Here is a 17,034-nt window from a genome sequence, read left to right on the forward strand (position 1 = left end):
TCCTAAACACATAATCCATTTACTTCAACCATTGAGAATTTTTTTACTTTACTGTCTTTGGGAAGAGCGGGAAGTTCAAACGCTGCCTGACATTGCTCATCCTCTTCATCTCCCCACTTTACGGTCACTATTCCTTTTTTTGGCATACCAATTAAATACACTAAGCCATTATCCGCAACAATACTGTTGCCACTGTTTTCACCTGCTGTGGCTGTCGCGCCGAAAGGAATTTCATGATTGTCAGGGCGTGATAATGTCATTAATACACGTTCACCTGCTCGGACATTAAAGTCAGCTAATACTAATGCACCATCAGCAGGGATGACATTATTCATCGTTGTGGCAATCTCTAAATTACTGCCCAGAGTATCAGTGTCGAGCCCAATTGCGTTGACCTTGTAGGGCTGTATATTTGGCACGACGGCATATCCCCGGCTGTCGGTTTTGATGCCGACACCATTTGTAATCGAAATATTTTCCTGATCAGGTATTCTGACCAATGCAATAGGCGCATCGGAAGATAATGGCTGGGAGAGTGTTACCCCATAAGGATGTGCCAGTATGGCCCCCCGGATGCCATAACTTAAGCGTCTGTTTGATAACGACTCACTGTAATTACTGCTCAGTTCAGCAGATGATCCTTTATAGACCGCATTAATGCTGCCGCCATCACTATCGTTTCCCACAGTGGAATTGATACCATAATTCAGGTTGTTGTCTTCAAGAAGGGTGCCATTGATTCCTGCCGTCTGGGTAATGTGGTTGGAACTGTCTGATGTCATAGAATATGTCGCCCAGGTTTGCGGCAATAAACTTTCTAAAGGTATCTGAAGGTTTAAGGCGAGTTGTTTATCCGGTTTGCCGTTTTCGCTCTGTGTATAGTTATAGTTAATGCTTAGCGTCGTAGCACCATAACTACCACTATAGGAAACTGAAAAATAATTATCGGGTTCCTGATCCCAATAGTTTTGTCTGTAGGCATAGACTGAAATGGAACCATAATCTTTCAGTGGTTGGTTGAAGCTTACTTCATACCGGTTATTTTTTTTGCCAGTTGATGAATTTGAATCATTACTGATAATTTCCAGCGCATCTTCAAAAGAGTAATAATTTTTATCCGGAAACATAAAAGCGGATAAATTAATTTGTGTTCCCGTGCTGATAAGAGATTTTGCATACTTTAAGCGGTATGTCTCTCCTGAAAAAACTTTACCGTCAGTGCGCGTTTCCGAATGTGTCGCATCAAAAGACACAGAACCAAATGATCCTAATCCGAGGCCATAGCCAAGCTGTTGCGCTGTATATTTATCGCTGTTAGTTATGCCACCGTATACGGTCATATCATGTGGTAAACCATAAAGCCCGGTAATTAAAGCAACATTAGGATCTTGAGCGGATCCACTGTCATTGTTATATTTTCCCGCCATCACTTCGTATTTCAAATGTCCTTCCCGCTGCATGACTGGGACTGAACCAAAACTTTGCGTAAATTTGCGTTCACGACCGTCAGCTTCCTTAACGGTAACGTCGAGGTCTCCACCACCCGTACTGGGGAATAAATCAGTTATCTCAAACGGGCCCGCCGGCACATAGGTTTGATAAACCACATAGCCACCCTGACTGACCGTAACCTGAGCATTTGCGGTATTCGCTATGCCGCGAATAACAGGAGCAAAGCCACTTTCCCGGCTTGACATCATTCTGTCTTCGGAGGCAAGTTCCACCCCGCGAAAGGCTAAACTATCAAAAACATCACTTTGGGTTGAATCGTCACCCAGAGTTAATTTACCTTTTAGTGTAGCAATATCCTTTTGCAGGTAAGTATTGATATTATTCCACTTATCACCACTGGAATTATGACTCCAGGTTGTATAATTCCTTAATCGCCATGCTCCGAGATTTACGCCATTGTGTAAATTAAGATACTGGTCGCCTTCTTCAGAACCCATATTTTTATCATGGGTCTGGGCACCGCTAAAGTCATAGCTGGTAAAAACAGTTGTCAGTCCCTGACTCCATTGTTCTGGATCAATGTAATCGGAAGGAATATTTTTCATTAAAATTTGTGGGATGTTAATCGTAACGCGTTGTTGTTTGAAATTAAATTTTGCGTATGCCCCTTCAATTTTCTTATCAATATCTACAATGATGCTATCGTCTTTAATGTGCGAAAATGCAGGAATTTCATCAATTTTAACACCTGCTTTACGGTATTGGCTCAATGGGATCTCTGGTTCTAATTCTCCTTTTTCATTCTCTACAAAATTAATTTCATGTTGTCCGATGCTTTGTTCATTTATAAATATTTCGACGTGATATATACCAGGTAACTGTTTACCCGGCGTATTGAATCGAGAAAGGTCTACCTGCTGTTCACCCTCGGGACCATCTAATTCAAGTGCGCTTGCGTCATAATATTTTTCTGCGCTTAAGGCCAACGTCGGGTTCAGGATGATCAATAATTCAGCACACGTTATGCAGGCTATTTTACTCCAGGAATATTTTGGCCTTTTTGCGGCTTTTAGGTAGAACAATGTTGACATGATCAATCCTTTAATCTTACAGCTGCGCCTTCCTGAGATATGAATAAAAAGGGAGCAATTCTTACGTCTGGTCAGTGAGACTTCTTAAGCAAAAACACAAAAAACAAAATGCCGTCCTCATCAGTAAATGTGGACGGCATGGAAGAATTAACTTAAAAATCAGAGTTTCGATGATTCTGCAGGTGTTGTCTGGCCCTGATCGCCCAGCGTTGTCCATGAGACCGTTGCCGCGCTTGACGAATTTCCTAAGTCATAAGTCAATGACGAAGCTGGCGAAAGCATTGCTTTGTTTTTAATCACCAGTTCGTTGCCATCAACCTTGAGCGAGGAAAATGTCAGGTAATACGGGGTCGGATTCGTCGCAACGAGTTGGTTTCCCTGCTTTTTGAACGTGATTTTTTGATAGGCACGGGTTGCTTTATCCCCGGAGAGCGCCTCAGGACGATAGATAAGTTTCAACGTTGACTTGACTGAAAAAACCATCGTATTCGAGTCTTTCTTTTCAGTCTCAGGTATGGACTTAATATTCAGCCAGAAGACGGACTCGTGATCTGCGGGCAGGGCGGCACCATTATGAATAATACGCAACACATTTTCTTCGCCGGCAGAAAGGCTGAAGAGTGGAGGAGTCACGATAAAAGGAGATTTAACTTTAGATTTTGATTTTTTCTTTATGGCATCTGTTGCGGAAGGGGTGTCTGATAATGATTCAACCCATGACTGGATCAGATAATTGTTGCTTTTGTCTGGGTTTGATATCTTTATGACTGAATCCTGCCTCTGCTCCTCATAAATAACACGTGTTGCGCCGATTTGAATACCCGCAAAAACGAATGATGATTGGGTTAATAGAATGAGAGGCAACAGGGCCTTTTTCACAAATGACATAAAGAGATCCACAAATTGAAAAAAATAGTGAGCCTTATTTAATGAGACATCCTTTTCAGGCTGTCTCATAAACGACCATTATTTACGGCTATCTGTTATTCGTACAGAACAGAAATATTGGTGGCCATAACAAACTGACCGACTGCGGCTTCACCTTTGGTAGAGCGAATATTTGCAGTGAAAGGCAGTTCTATTTTTGCATCGCTACTGGCCGGTGCTGCCACCTGAATCGGGGTATTAGGTGATATCTGGCTGCCATTACTGTCTTTCAGTTCAATAACGATGCCGTCATCCTCTCCATGCGATACAGCAAAGTCGCCCGTTGAAGCATATTCATCACCAGAAAACTGGAACTGAAAACTGGAATAACCTGATGGGCAACCTGTCATATTGACTTTGAAATTAACTGCCGGCGAAGTTGCACCTACAGTACTGAGAGTATTAGCTTCAATAGTCCCCAGATCGATATTGCTACTGTCCTGGCCAGTATTATTGACATCAATTGTGCAGACACTGCCTGCTAAATTTCCTTTAAAATTAACGGTGCCGGTTGCCGAGGCAGTTTCCATTAGGCCCAAAGTAAGTAAGATACTCAAGGGAATTGCGATGATTTTTTTGTTCATAATATATCCGTATATTGGTGATGTTTATTAATGTTAATTAATTATGCGTAGTGGAAAAATCTGCATCAAAAATCATTCATAATGAACATTTATACCATTAGGCATAACGAAACTACCCTGATTAACTATTTGGTTTACTGCCAATAAGTTTACAGTGAAATGCATATCAGCAGATTGTTCATCTTTAGAGATATTGGTTGCGATTAACTCTTTAGATTTGACGTTACGACCTTCACTGTCTTTGATTTCATAGAATACACCGGAGCCCATTGACTCCGGAGCAGTGTAGTAATTTTCATTGAAAGAGGAGCTGGCTCCAGCAAATTCAATTGAATAAGATGAACCACCAGTGCAATTTTTAAGGCTTATAGTGAACGGAACGGCAGCCGAAGTTGCGCCGCCATTAGCGGTCAGCGAACTAACCGAAATGCTGCCCATATCCACGTCGCCTACCGTAGAACCACTGTTATTCACATCCAGGATGCAACTACTTGCCCCTATTGAACCGGTGAAAAGTATAGTTGCAGCGGAGGCAGTATTAATACCGCCAATCATCATTAATGCTGCAATGGATACAGGAAGTAATTTTTTGTTCATATTTAATCCTTTAATTTACGAGTAATGCCCGACGTATCTATCCGTATAAGGAATGTTTACCTGTCTAAATATAATAAATACATATTATAAAGAGCTTGATAACTATAGGGACAGTTTGATGTTATAGCCATAGCAATTTCATAATTGTCCAAATTCGGATTTTAAATAGGAATTAAATAATCGTACGGAAAGGATGCAATTAAAAATGGGGGAGGGCGTGTCAATTAAGTTTATTAATTAGATGAAGAGAGGTAAATCCCACCTTTCGCAATGCCATGTAATAATAAGGCGGCGCTACAAAAGATGGGACCGACGTGTGTATTATTTAATCTCAGTGACGAAGTTCTCCCGGCTGCGACGGACTTTTTTCAGGTTCACCAGCCAGTCGCCTTCGTGAGCGCGGTAGCCCAGTGGCAATATGATGACGCTGCGCAGGTTCTTCTCTTTCAGACCGAGAATTTCATCCACGGCGACAGGATCAAACCCTTCCATCGGTGTGGCATCGACTTCTTCAAAGGCGGCAGCAATCAGCGCAGCGCCCAGACCGATATAGGCCTGACGTGCGGCGGCCTGGTAATTCGCTTCGGTACCGCGTTCAGCCACGATGCCCAGCAGCATCTGGCGGTAGTTTTCCCAGCCTTCATTTTTAAAACCACGCACGTCATTGGTCAGGTCAAACATCATGTTCACGCGTTCCGGCGTGATGTCGTCCCAGGCCGCGAATACCAGCAGGTGAGAACAGTCGGTGACCTGCGCCTGATCCCAGGCAACGGTACGGATTTTGGCGCGGACATCCGGATTAGTGACCACAAACAGTTCGAACGGTTGCAGCCCGCTGGATGTCGGTGCCAGACGAATGGCTTCGAGAATGCGTTCCAGTTTTTCAGTTTCTACCGTTTTGCTGGCATCAAATTTTTTGGTGGCATAGCGCCACTCCAGGCGTTCATTTAAGGTCGTCATATTTTATTTCCGTGAAGGTGTGCAGGCGTGAATATTCGCATGATCGCGCACCACAGTTTTATGGATTTGAGCCCTGAGCTCAATAAGATTTCGCCACGTTTTTCAGCGCTTAGCCAGCGCTTCCATAAAGTGCTCAGAGAAAGCGGAAACCAGAGGCGCCGGGCGGTTGGGCAATCGCAACAAATGCATCGCTCTGGATACCGGCGCGTAATCAGGCAACACGCGGCGCAGCCTTCCGGCATCGATATCTTCCTGCAACATCACGCAGGAATGCATGACGATCCCCAGCCCGGATAAAGCGGACTGACGGATAGCTTCACCAGAATCGACGGTGAGTCTCGGGGAAACCTGTGCATCAACCAGCCCCTGCGGTCCGTTAAGCGACCAGAGATGATCAGCACGCCACTGGCTGAAACTGATGCAGTTATGAGCGGATAAATCAGCCGGAGTCACGGGTGTGCCGTGTTTATCCAGATACGCAGGCGATGCCGCCAGCAGCATTTCATACGGAGGAAGCGGCACGGCGATATAGCCTTCATCCTGCAAACTGCCAATGCGGATGGCTATCTGGAAGCGTTCCTCAATCATATCCACCCGCCGGTCGCTCAGCACCAGACAGGCATTCACGGCGGGATAACGCTGCAAAAAGGTCGACAATATCGGCGTCAGGATCCGTTGTCCGAACGAAACCGGTGCGCTGATACGCAACAGACCGGTGACTTCCTGGTTGAGATGCCGCGCCAGTGAATCCGCATCTTCCACCGTCGCGAGGATCTGCACGCCGTACAGATAAAAGCGGTGCCCGGCTTCTGTCAGCCCCTGACGGCGTGTCGTGCGGTTGATCAGCACGCAGCCGGTGCGTTTTTCCAGCATCTGGATATGTTTGCCTACCATCGCTGGCGTAATGCCCAGTTTATCGGCGGCTGCGGTAAAACTGCCGGACTCTGTCGCGCTGATAAAGGATTCAATACACTTTAAGTAATCCATTGTTTCGTCCGGTGAGAATAAAGAATTACATTATAAATTTTTATTATCGAATTAATAAAGCAGACATCACTTTATCTGCGCTGTCCACATGCCGATAATCGCCGCCATACCCGTAAAAATTAATGTTTAAGGAACGGCAATGCAGGCACTGGTTTTTGAAAGTACAGGCACGGCAGAAGTGTTACACATGCATGAAGCTGCGGATCCAATTCCGGCCGCTGATGAACTGCTGGTGGCGGTGACCGCTGCCGGACTGAACTTCGCCGATATTTATCGTCGTCAGGGGCGCTACCCGCTGGCAGGCAATTCACCGTATATCGCCGGTTATGAAGGTGCCGGGCGGGTTATTGCCGTCGGAGAAAACGTAAAAGGATGGAAAGCCGGCGATCGCGTCGGTTTCGCTGATGTCCCTCTGGCACATGCCAGTCACATTCGTGTCCCCGCTGAACACGCTATCCGTCTGCCGGAATGGTTGTCAGAATCTGACGCTGCAGCGGTGTTATTGCAGGGGCTGACCGCCGATTATCTGCTGCACGATGTGTTACCTCTGCGTGCAGGAATGCACGTCGCGGTACTGGCGGCGGCGGGGGGCGTTGGCCGCTTGTTGTTGCAGATGCTGAAACATCAGGGCATTCATGCGTTTGCTGTCGCGTCGAATCAGGACAAGCAGGCTGCCTGTCTGGAGCTCGGCGCAGAAGCCGCTGGCGGTTACGATACCTGGGCTAAAGAAGTCAGGGAATGGCAGGGCGGGGGGCTTGACGTCGTGTTTGATTCTGTCGGTACAACGCTCACCGAAAGTCTTGATTCGCTCAAAGACGGCGGGCGGGTGGTGTTGTTCGGTATGTCAGGCGGCGCGCTTTCTGCATGTGATCCCTCACGCCTTCAGCTAAATTCGCACGGCATACTGGGTGCCGATCTGTGGACGTATCTGACATCCGGTGAAGAGCGCCAGCGTCGCGCAGATCGTCTGTTTGCGCTGATCAAAGAAGGAAAGGTGACACTGCCGCCTGTAACCGAATTCGCATTATCGTCCGGTGCACAGGCTCACCGTTTGCTCGAAACCCGCAGTTTCAGTGGCAAAATCATTCTTAAACCCTAAAAGTCTGCTCCGGAGAATATTGTTAACACCGGTTGCCTGATGAGAAGAAAAATCCATGCCTTGCGTGGATTTTTTGTCTGTGTCTCCGCGCCTATTTTTTCTGAGAAAGTGTTCTAGAATTGAAGCACAACTTGTCTGGTAAATAGCTTCTTACTTTCTGATAAGACTTACTTAAAAGAACAATTATTCTCAAACATAAGTGGGTGCTGTTTATGGTTACGCGGCGTGACTTGATTACCTATACTTCATTTTCAATGGTGCTCTCCGCGCTGGGTTTCACGCCAGCCGTCTTTGCAGCACAAGGTTTAAAACTGGGAACTGATACACCTTTTAGCTTCGAAGGGCTCATCCAACAGGCAAAAGAAAGCGTCAAAAGTCCTTATGTTGCGCCCCAACAGGTGCCCGACAGTGCAGTGGCCAGCATCAATTACGACATCTACAGCAAGGTCATGTATAAGCCGGAATATGCGCTTTTTAATGAAGGCGTCAGTCGTTTTCCGGTGACCTTCTTTAGCGTCAGCAATTTGCATAAATTGCCGGTAAAAATGGCGGTGGTTGAAAACAAACGCGCCCGGGAAATCGTCCAGAGTGCGGATTATTTTATCTTCCCGGATAATAGTCAAAGTGCGCTGTCTGCCGTGAAAGGTAACGTTTTCAGCGGGTTTCGCGTGCTGGAGCATCGGCAACCCCTTAACAAGCCGCCAGTGAAAGACTGGGTATCATTTCTGGGGGCGTCTTATTTTCGTGCTGTGGGCGAACTCGGCCAGTTTGGGGTGTCTGCACGCGGCGTGGCAATTAACACCGTTTTTGGCGACACCAAAGAAGAGTTCCCCGACTTCACGCATTTCTGGTTCGAATCTCCGGAGAAAGACAGCGATCGTCTGGTGGTTTATGCACTGCTGGATGGGCCGAGTGTCTGTGGTGCCTACCGTTTTGACCTGCAGCGCACAAAAGGCGTGGTGATGGATGTCGACTGCGTCCTGTTTTTACGCCGTGACGTGGGTCGTTTGGGTATCGCCCCGCAAACTTCGATGTTTTGGTTTTCCGAAATGGCGAAAGGATCCGCTTCCGACTGGCGACCTGAAGTCCATGACTCCGACGGTTTAGCGATCCTGACCGGCAGTGCCGAACATATCTGGCGGCCACTGAACAATCCTTTGCAAATCAGAGTGTCAGCATTTAGTGACAATAATCCGCGGGGTTTTGGCCTCATGCAGAAACAACGTGATCCTGAGAGCTATCTTGGCTCAGCCGGATATGAGCGGCGCCCGGATTTGTGGGTTGAACCGAAAGGTGAGTGGGGCAAAGGCTCGGTACAGCTGATAGAAATCCCTACCGACGACGAGATTTTCGATAACATTGTTACGATGTGGGTACCTGAGCAGGAAGCCAAAGCCGGTAGTGAACATCAGTTTAGTTATCGTATGCACTGGCTGGCGGATGAGCCTTATCCTTCAAAACTGGCGCGCTGTGGGATAACCCGGCTGGGAAGAGGGGGCAATCCCGGCGCTTATACCGATCCTGCGGCACGCAAATTTATGGTTGAATTCCACGGCGACGTACTGGAGCAACTGCCCGCAGATGCACATATTGATGCGGTGGTCAGCGCATCACGCGGCACGCTGAAAGATATTAAGGTGAACAAACTCCCTTCAGATAAAGGCCACTGGCGGACATTTTTTGATTTGCACGTCGACGGCAAGGAACCGGTTGAACTCCGGCTCTACCTCAAATCCGGCGATAAAACACTGTCAGAAACCTGGATGTACCAGTATCTGCCGTTTACCTCATCACCAAAACCGATGCAGGGAGTTTGAGGGTTAAGACCACATAAAAAACGGGGATGCAGATTGCATCCCCGTTTTTATTACGTTCAGGATCAGAAATCGTAAGTCATGGAGACTTTCAGAGAACGCGGCTCGCCCTGATAGATATAGGTGCCGGTACTGTCGATATTTGACCAGTATTTTTCGTTGGTCACGTTATCCACCCCAGCACGCCAGACCATATCGTTCTGGTTGATTTTAGTCCGGTAACGCACGCCGAGATCCAGAACGGTGTACGAGTCAATTTTCTTCGTGTTAGCAGAATCAGCCCATTGTGAACCGGAATGATTAATCAGCGCGGTTGCGGTCAGGCCTTCCACCGGTTTGATGTCATATTCTGCGCCCAGCACCAGATTGTATCGCGGCACACCAATCGCATCTTTGCCGTTGTATGTGTCGTCTTCAGTTTTGGTCATCTTCGGATCAATCCAGGTCGCGCTGCCGTTCAGGCGCAGGCCCAGCACCGGTTCGCCAAACACGTTCAGCTCCACGCCACGGTTACGTTGTTCACCGTCCATGCCGTAATAGCCATCACTGTTCAGGATGCCGGAAGGTTTTTTGATTTCAAATAACGCCAGTGAACCTCCGATGCGACCAAAATCTGTTTTTACGCCCACTTCATTCTGTTTTGAATGCGCAATCCCGGTGGTTGTACCGTAGTTTTTCGCGGTATCCGGCGCAACATCGCCCGGCTGCAAAGACTCGGTGTGGTTGGCGTAGAGGGAAAGTACCTGCCACGGTTTATAGACCACGCCATACGTCGGCATCCAGCGACTGTCGTCGTAACGCGTTGAAACGTCTTCTGCGCCGGTGGCATTGCTGTAGTTACGCACAACCACTTTCTGATGACGGGCACCGACGGTGAACAATACGGTGTCATCGAGCACACCCATCGTATCGCTGAGTAAATAGCCCTGAGTGCGGTTACGTCCGGTCGTCAGCGGATCGTTGTAATTGCCGCCTGACAGATTAGGTGTCGGGTTCGGGACATTCGGGGTGTCATAAATATTGGTGTTTTCTGCGTTGGCACCGTAGGCCATACGCCAGGCGGTGTTATTGCGTGATGTCAGCGCGGAATAACCGAAGTTCACTTTGTGAGTGATAAATGCGGTATCGAAATTGCCGCGAATGCCTGCCATACCGCTGAAGTTGTTGATGATGCGGTTAGTGTCCAGACGGCCAATCGTCGCCGTTCCATCTTCATCTTTCAGCGCAGGGGACGCGTAGTCGCCGGTTTCCCGCGAATGCTGTGCGCCAACACCGCCATAGACGGTCCAGTTATCGGTGACATCGTATTCCGCTTTTGCCATCCCGAACTCAGATTCAATGTTGCTGTAAATCCAGTCCTGACTGTAGTTGTGACTGTTAGACGGCACTTTCGGAATGAAATCTACACCGCTGATATTTACGCCAAGGCGGGCGTCGTGGAAGGTCTTCTTCTGATAGCCCATATCCACGGAAGTGCGAAGACGATCGCCGCGATAATCAAGCCCGAGTGACGCTGCCGTGGTGCGTTTTTTCTCGCCATCAATATCGGTTTCACCCTCGCGGTTAACGGCATTGAGACGGACACCAAACTGGTTGTCATCGCCAAAACGACGCCCCAGATCCAATGTGCCGCCGACCTGAGAAGAGGAGGTGTAATCAACACCGACGCGGGTCAGTGGCGTGTCGTCCGCATGTTTAGGTTCGAGGTTGATCATGCCGCCGACGCCGGTCGCTGCCGCGCCGTTCATCAATCCGTTGGCACCTTTAAAAATTTCCACACGGTCGATTAACGAGGCATCCATCACCTGACGGGGAACGACGCCCGGCAGTCCGCCATAGGTCATGTCATCGCCATCGAGTTCAAAACCACGGATGCGGTAGGTTTCAGCAAAGTTGCCGTATCCCTGCACGTTCTGGACGGTGGCATCATTACGCACTACATCAGCGATGGTTTTTGCCTGCTGATCCTGCACCAGTTTCGAGGTGAAGCTCATCACGTTGAACGGCACATCCATCGCATTTTGTTCGCCGAGCATACCGAGACGGCCGCCATGCGCCACCTGTCCGTCGAGATAAGCCGGAACCAGATCATTTCCGCCTGGTTTGAATTCATTATCTGGCGCGCTGACGATGGTCATGGTATCGCCTGACGCTGCTGTCGAAGAGGTCGCCGGAGCAGGGGCGGTCGCCGCCATCGCCGGTATACAGGTGACGCTGACAAAGAGTGCCAGCAGGCTCGGTTTGAACCCTGTGAATGTAACTGAATCGCGCATAATGTAACCCTGATGTAAAAAGGACTGAGAATCATTATTATTTGGATTTGCGATTATGCTTGCGGCAATTTGGGATGCAAGGAAAATCTTAGGGGACTAACTTTTTTGGCTGGAATCGCCCCGTACATCATAAAAAAATCCACGGCATCGCGTGGATTTTGGTTAATGCCGAGGTTTTTAGTTTTGCTGAAGGAGCGTAATTGAATCTATTTCTTCTTATTAAGCATCGCCTGTAAATCGGCAAACGGGTTATAGGTGGCAGCGCCAACATCATCTTGTGCATCCTCACCGGCCACCACCGTTGAACCGTACTGGTCGGCTTCGGTGTACTTTGAATGCTCGTGGTCATGGCAATACAGACACAACAACTCCCAGTTACTGCCATCTGCCGGGTTATTGGTGTGATCGTGATCGATATGGTGAACCGTCAGCTCACGCAGGTTTGAATACACAAACTCCCGCGAACAGCGGCCGCACACCCACGGATAGATTTTGAGTGCTTTTTCACGATAGCCGCTTTCCAGCCGCTGGTAGTTTTTTGGGATCAGTGCCATTGAGATGTTACCTGTTACAAAGAGAAAATTTTATGAGAATGCCTCTAATATATCGCGTAATGAGGGAGAGGCGAAATGAAAGAGGGAGTCGGGCGCCTGCAGCCTGATCATAAAAAGAAAAACCCACGACAATGCGTGGGTTTTAAGTCAATGCAGAAACTAAAGTGCGGTTTAGACGTTGAACTGTGATTTTGTTTTTATTGTATTTATTTTTATTGTTTTATTTTATTTTTAATTTATTTGTACTCATGTTTATACTCATTTTCTAATTGGCTCACATTCGTAATGCGAAGGTCGTGGGCTCGGCTCTTATTATCAGTACTATTTCAAACACCAGATCATCGCCGTTCTGAAGTCCGTCGAAGCCGGACGCACCGTTAAAGACCTTTGCCGCGCCTGAGGCCTCGTACTACAACTGGAAAGCAAAGTTCGGCGGTATGGAATCCTCTGGTATCAAAAGATGAAAGACCTCGAGGATTAAAACCTCAGGCTGAAACAGATTTTTACGGACCTGAGTCTCGAGTGCCGCGCACTGAAAGATGTGATTGAAAAAAAGCCTTAAAATCAGCGATAAAGCGTGAGCTGGTCAGCTATCTGACCGCGCAGTTTGCCATGAGCTTACGTCAGGCATGCAGGACATTGTCGCTGAGCAGGACGGTATTTCGTTATCAGCCAGATACGCGACGTGATGAGCCGGTGATTATGGCGCTGACCGTGGCGGCTGAACGCTATCCACGATACGGATTTAAAAAGCTTTTTCAGGTGCTGCGCAGACAGGGCAATACATGGAACCATAAAAGGGTTCACCGTGTTTACTGCCTGCTGAAACTGAATTTTCGCCGTAAGGGAAAACAGCGCCTGCCGGTGCGTAATCCGGCTCCGCTGGCGACGCCAGAGGCGATGAACCAAAGCTGGTCCATCGATTTTATGCACAATGCGCTGGTGTGCGGCAGGCGCTTCAGGACCTTCAACGTGGTGGATGATTTTAACCGCGAAGCACTGGCGATCGAGATTGACCTGAATATCCCGGCGAAGCGGGTCGTGAGAGTGCTGGACAGGATCGTGGCAAACCGCGGATATCCGCTGAAAATGCGGATGGATAACGGTCCGGAGCTGATCTCGCTGACGCTGGCACAATGGGCAGAAGAACATGGTGTGATGCTGGAATTTATCAGGCCCGGCAAGCCCACGCAGAATGCCTTTATCGAACGGTTCAACCGTACGTACAGGACAGAAATACTGGATTTTTATCTGTTCAGAACGCTGAATGAAGCACGGGAAATTACAGAGCGCTGGCTGGCTGAATATAACAGCGAGCGCCCTCATGAATCCCTGAATAACCTGACGCCGGAAGAATACCGGCTGATAACTGAAAACCCGGAAATCTCAAAAAGTGCGTGGAACTAAAACGGGTGTACTTACAGAGCTTGTTAGGTTTACTCCATCCAAGGTGAGATTAATTCCTCTCCAATCAAGAGTTTCTCTAATGCTACTTGGAATGGCCTACGAAAAAGAAAACTGGAATTAATATATTGTTGTTCGATATCATTGGGGTCTTTAGGGGAGGTTTCTTTACCAGCTCTAATCTCCCATGAAAACCAGTTCCATGGGCAAAAATATATCTTTTGATAACCCAGTTCGCTGAGCTCAATAAATGGACACTCACCCTTGTAAGATGTTTTAGAAACAATAATAGAAGGGTTTTCTAATGTTTTCGCATCATATTTAATAGTTACTTCCACTTTTTCTTCTTTACTTAGTTTCAGCTTGGCAGATTGCTCTGAGACTGATTTCACAAATGTTTTTAGAAGAAAAAAATAACTGCTTTCCAGCCCCAGATCACGAATTGCAGATAATCTTGACTTATGATTTTTAACTGCTCTTAAGAAGTCTTCGTCATCAAAAAAATCTACACTGAAGCTTATACATTTTCCCATGGAAGACCCTTCATGTTGACTAATAACATCTGCATAGATGCTAAAGGCTTCTTCAGGATCGGAAGTTTTTAGGATGTTATTCATCCCATCAATAACCTCTTCAATATCAAACAGTGTAGATTGAAGGCGCTTCTTGTTTTTGAAGAACTCATCATGCAGGTCTGCATACCCATTATCTAATGGTAATAAAAAGTCATGCTCAATTTGCTCTGGGTCAAGTTTTATATAATTGGTTGCTCCTAGAAACATACGATTACGTTTAAAGTCTGATTGCTTAAGAGCATGATCGATTTTATTAAGTGCTAAACACTTGTTTAATATTTCAAATTTATTATTATCGAGTATCTTTTCCCCCCTAAGCTTTAGAATTGTCTTACCTTTAACTTCATTTTCTTCGAAATTATCTGAAACATCTTGTGAAGTCATCAAAAAGCTTTTTGCTTCATCTTCTTGACCGGAAAATACAAGCAAAAAGAATTCTCCATACGTTTCACCTGAGTTATTAATGACATAGTCTTTATTGATGCTGATATAAGTATTACCATCTTGTATGTATTTGACTTGAACAACACCAAGTTTTGGCGGTTCTTTGTCCATAAAGTTTTGGGAGGTGATCTTTCTCTGGATCAAGTAATCTGCACCCTGAATGTCAACAGAGCGCTCTAAAACCCAAAATCGTTCTAGCAAAAATGCCTTTGCTCTGGCTTCACCAAGACCCCCATTTTCCATTGATTTCAACCAAGGCTGACTGCTGCTCAATGTTTTCTCCTTGAAACCTAACGCCGCCTTAAGCGGTGAATAATTTTTGGCTAAAATGTGAAGCGAAACCGAGCCAACTGTTACGAATCTGACTTTAAGGCCTTGTTAGCAATCTTGTCGCGATTACAAGCGTACAATGACTCCATAATAAAAATGGAAATATTTCTGATTATATTCTCAAGAGAATCATCAATAACTAAGTATCCAGTCTTCTTGACTTGTGTTTCATGATTTTTAAAAACATTGAGAATCATGTTAATCGACAGCAAACAATCATCATTACCGTTATAGTGTTGCGCTAGGCTCTCAATTCTACGATTTAGTGAGCGTTTGGCTTTGTCATCATAAAATCCATTTGTATGAGCTATTTGATTCCTTATTAGATTCAAAAGGCTCCACATAATTTCTAGGGATCTAATATCGAAAAATATCTTACTCCTACCATACAACTCTTTTTGAAATTCCTGAACAATATCAGCCTTATATATGCTTTTTACTAAGCACACTTCGATTGTTTCCGAGCCTTTTATGAACTTATTGTGAGGATTTAACAAATCTATGTAGATATTTTTTAAACTATCTTCGATTAAAAAGAAGTAGTTTAAAAAGGTTGATGAATTCAAACCTCTTAAAATCATTTCTCTATTAGAGAGTGAGTGTTTTTTTGCATCTTGAGTAAATAACTCTGATGCAAAAGTCCTGTTTTCATTCTCTTGAACTGATTCTCCTGGATCAATTTGGGCACCTAAACAAAAAAATCGATACGCTTTTCGCTTTTCTTCAGAACCAGCAGGGAGACCTTGAACCATCCCATCAATATCTCTATCCATGTCTGCTTTTGTCATGCCTTCATAAGTTTCAGGTAACAAACTACATTGAGACACGATTGCAGTAACTGTAATTAATGAGTACCTAGATAAAAATGAATCATAATAAGGGAAAATACCTTCTCTAGGCTTCAATACATCGATAAGACAACTTTGCAACAATGTCATAACTATTCGTTCCCACCTATGATTGCTAACAGTTTATGAGTGCGCATGCGTGTTTACCTCGTTAGGCCAGTGAAAGCGCGCAAAATATACTATTTGTATGCAAATAACTTATCAGCTTTCGAAAAAATACACCATTCGGAAAAACGCGCATGCGCATTTTCCAAATGAATAGACCCGGGTTTCGTAGACACTTTTTTGCCTCATAATGGAGGCCTAATGAAGGAGTGTTTATGTCAGTCAAAACGTTCACAGAAGAATTCAAAATTGAAGCCGTAAAACAGATCACTGAGCAGGGGTACCCTGTGTCTGAGGTCTCCTCTCGACTTGGTGTATCCACTAATAGTCTTTACGCCTGGGTTAAGCGCTACCAGAAGCCCGAGCCGCAGCGTAAGCAGGACGATGCACTTCAGCATGAAGTAAAGCGCCTCAGGCAAGAACTTAAGCGAGTAACTGAAGAGCGGGATATCTTAAAAAAAGCCGCCGCGTACTTTGCAAGAACGTCAGGCTGAAGTACGCCTTCATTAAAAAAATGTCGTCCTTTTATGCTGTACGCAGGTTATGCCTGGTTCTTGGCCTCCATCACAGCGGTTATTACCAGTGGCTAAAGCGGCCTAAATCTTTGCGTACCCGGCAAGATGAACGGCAAACAGGCTTGATTAAACAACTGTGGCTTGAAAGCGGTACGGTTTACGGCTATCGAAAAATCTGGCTCGATATGAAAGATCTGGGTGAATGCGTCGGACGTAACAGGATCGCGCGCCTGATGAGGCTCGCTGAACTAGCATCTCAGACTGGATACCGAAAACGACGCTATTACGATGGCGGAAAGCCTTCTTTTGCCAGTCCAAATTACCTTGAACGCCAGTTCGTTGTCCCAACCCCAAATACGCATTGGGTGAGTGACATGACTTATAGTGTGCCCGGAGTTCAGGGCGAGCATGGACGCTCAAATGAACCACGAGTCTGTCTGGAATATTGAACCGGTAACTCACGATGAGAAACCCA

General features: G+C 46.3%; 12 protein-coding genes and 2 pseudogenes. 4 read left to right on the forward strand and 10 right to left on the reverse strand.

All coding sequences use genetic code 11. From position 1 onward, the window contains the following. Positions 1-2: 2 nt before the first annotated feature. From EC840_RS16455 to EC840_RS16480, 6 genes are all read right to left on the reverse strand, one after another. Entirely contained in the window at positions 3-2,543 is a 2,541-nt protein-coding gene (locus EC840_RS16455) for a fimbria/pilus outer membrane usher protein (protein WP_132966188.1), read from the reverse strand. 159 nt (positions 2,544-2,702) lie between these two features. After that, positions 2,703-3,500 carry a molecular chaperone gene (locus EC840_RS16460; protein ID WP_129639982.1) on the reverse strand — a complete coding sequence of 266 codons (798 nt, stop codon included), beginning with the start codon at positions 3,498-3,500 and terminating at the stop codon, positions 2,703-2,705. 26 nt (positions 3,501-3,526) lie between these two features. Further along, positions 3,527-4,054, reverse strand: a complete 528-nt coding sequence (locus tag EC840_RS16465) for a fimbrial protein (protein ID WP_129639983.1) — start codon at positions 4,052-4,054, stop codon at positions 3,527-3,529. A 72-nt stretch (positions 4,055-4,126) separates the two neighbouring features. Further along, the gene (locus EC840_RS16470) at positions 4,127-4,651 is read right to left on the reverse strand and encodes a fimbrial protein (protein WP_129639984.1); all 525 of its coding nucleotides are present in this window, start codon (positions 4,649-4,651) and stop codon (positions 4,127-4,129) included. Between the two features lie 321 nt (positions 4,652-4,972). After that, a complete protein-coding gene (locus tag EC840_RS16475) occupies positions 4,973-5,611 on the reverse strand; it encodes a nitroreductase family protein (RefSeq protein WP_132966190.1) in 639 nt (212 codons plus the stop codon). Positions 5,612-5,713: 102 nt separating this feature from the next. Then, positions 5,714-6,598 carry a LysR family transcriptional regulator gene (locus tag EC840_RS16480; RefSeq protein ID WP_132966192.1) on the reverse strand — a complete coding sequence of 295 codons (885 nt, stop codon included), beginning with the start codon at positions 6,596-6,598 and terminating at the stop codon, positions 5,714-5,716. 139 nt (positions 6,599-6,737) lie between these two features. Here EC840_RS16480 and EC840_RS16485 point away from each other — a divergent pair, with 139 nt between their 5' ends. Together EC840_RS16485 and EC840_RS16490 are read left to right on the forward strand one after the other, a co-directional pair. Then, positions 6,738-7,697 carry a quinone oxidoreductase gene (locus EC840_RS16485; RefSeq protein WP_132966194.1) on the forward strand — a complete coding sequence of 320 codons (960 nt, stop codon included), beginning with the start codon at positions 6,738-6,740 and terminating at the stop codon, positions 7,695-7,697. A 230-nt stretch (positions 7,698-7,927) separates the two neighbouring features. Continuing rightward, entirely contained in the window at positions 7,928-9,514 is a 1,587-nt protein-coding gene (locus EC840_RS16490) for a glucan biosynthesis protein D (RefSeq protein WP_243701081.1), read from the forward strand. Positions 9,515-9,576: 62 nt separating this feature from the next. Here the strand turns inward: EC840_RS16490 and EC840_RS16495 are convergent, their stop codons facing one another. Further along, the gene (locus tag EC840_RS16495; RefSeq protein ID WP_132966198.1) at positions 9,577-11,784 is read right to left on the reverse strand and encodes a TonB-dependent siderophore receptor; all 2,208 of its coding nucleotides are present in this window, start codon (positions 11,782-11,784) and stop codon (positions 9,577-9,579) included. Positions 11,785-11,990: 206 nt separating this feature from the next. Further along, positions 11,991-12,338 carry an HNH nuclease YajD gene (yajD, locus tag EC840_RS16500; protein WP_112288719.1) on the reverse strand — a complete coding sequence of 116 codons (348 nt, stop codon included), beginning with the start codon at positions 12,336-12,338 and terminating at the stop codon, positions 11,991-11,993. 337 nt (positions 12,339-12,675) lie between these two features. Here yajD and EC840_RS16505 point away from each other — a divergent pair. Beyond that, positions 12,676-13,745: pseudogene (locus EC840_RS16505) on the forward strand (IS3 family transposase). Positions 13,746-13,774: 29 nt separating this feature from the next. Here EC840_RS16505 and EC840_RS16510 read toward each other — a convergent pair. Both EC840_RS16510 and EC840_RS16515 read right to left on the reverse strand, forming a co-directional pair. Beyond that, positions 13,775-15,034, reverse strand: coding sequence for a hypothetical protein (locus EC840_RS16510; RefSeq protein WP_186368085.1), 1,260 nt, complete (start codon positions 15,032-15,034; stop codon positions 13,775-13,777). Positions 15,035-15,114: 80 nt separating this feature from the next. Next, complete coding sequence (locus EC840_RS16515; protein ID WP_132966200.1) at positions 15,115-16,029, reverse strand: hypothetical protein; 915 nt, start codon at positions 16,027-16,029, stop codon at positions 15,115-15,117. Positions 16,030-16,259: 230 nt separating this feature from the next. Between EC840_RS16515 and EC840_RS16520 the strand changes: the two are divergent. Then, positions 16,260-16,942, forward strand: a pseudogene (locus EC840_RS16520) (IS3 family transposase); the annotation flags it as partial. Between the last annotated feature and the right edge of the window lie 92 nt (positions 16,943-17,034).

The organism is Rahnella sp. JUb53 (genome assembly GCF_004346065.1).
Classification (GTDB): Bacteria; Pseudomonadota; Gammaproteobacteria; order Enterobacterales; family Enterobacteriaceae; genus Rahnella; species Rahnella variigena.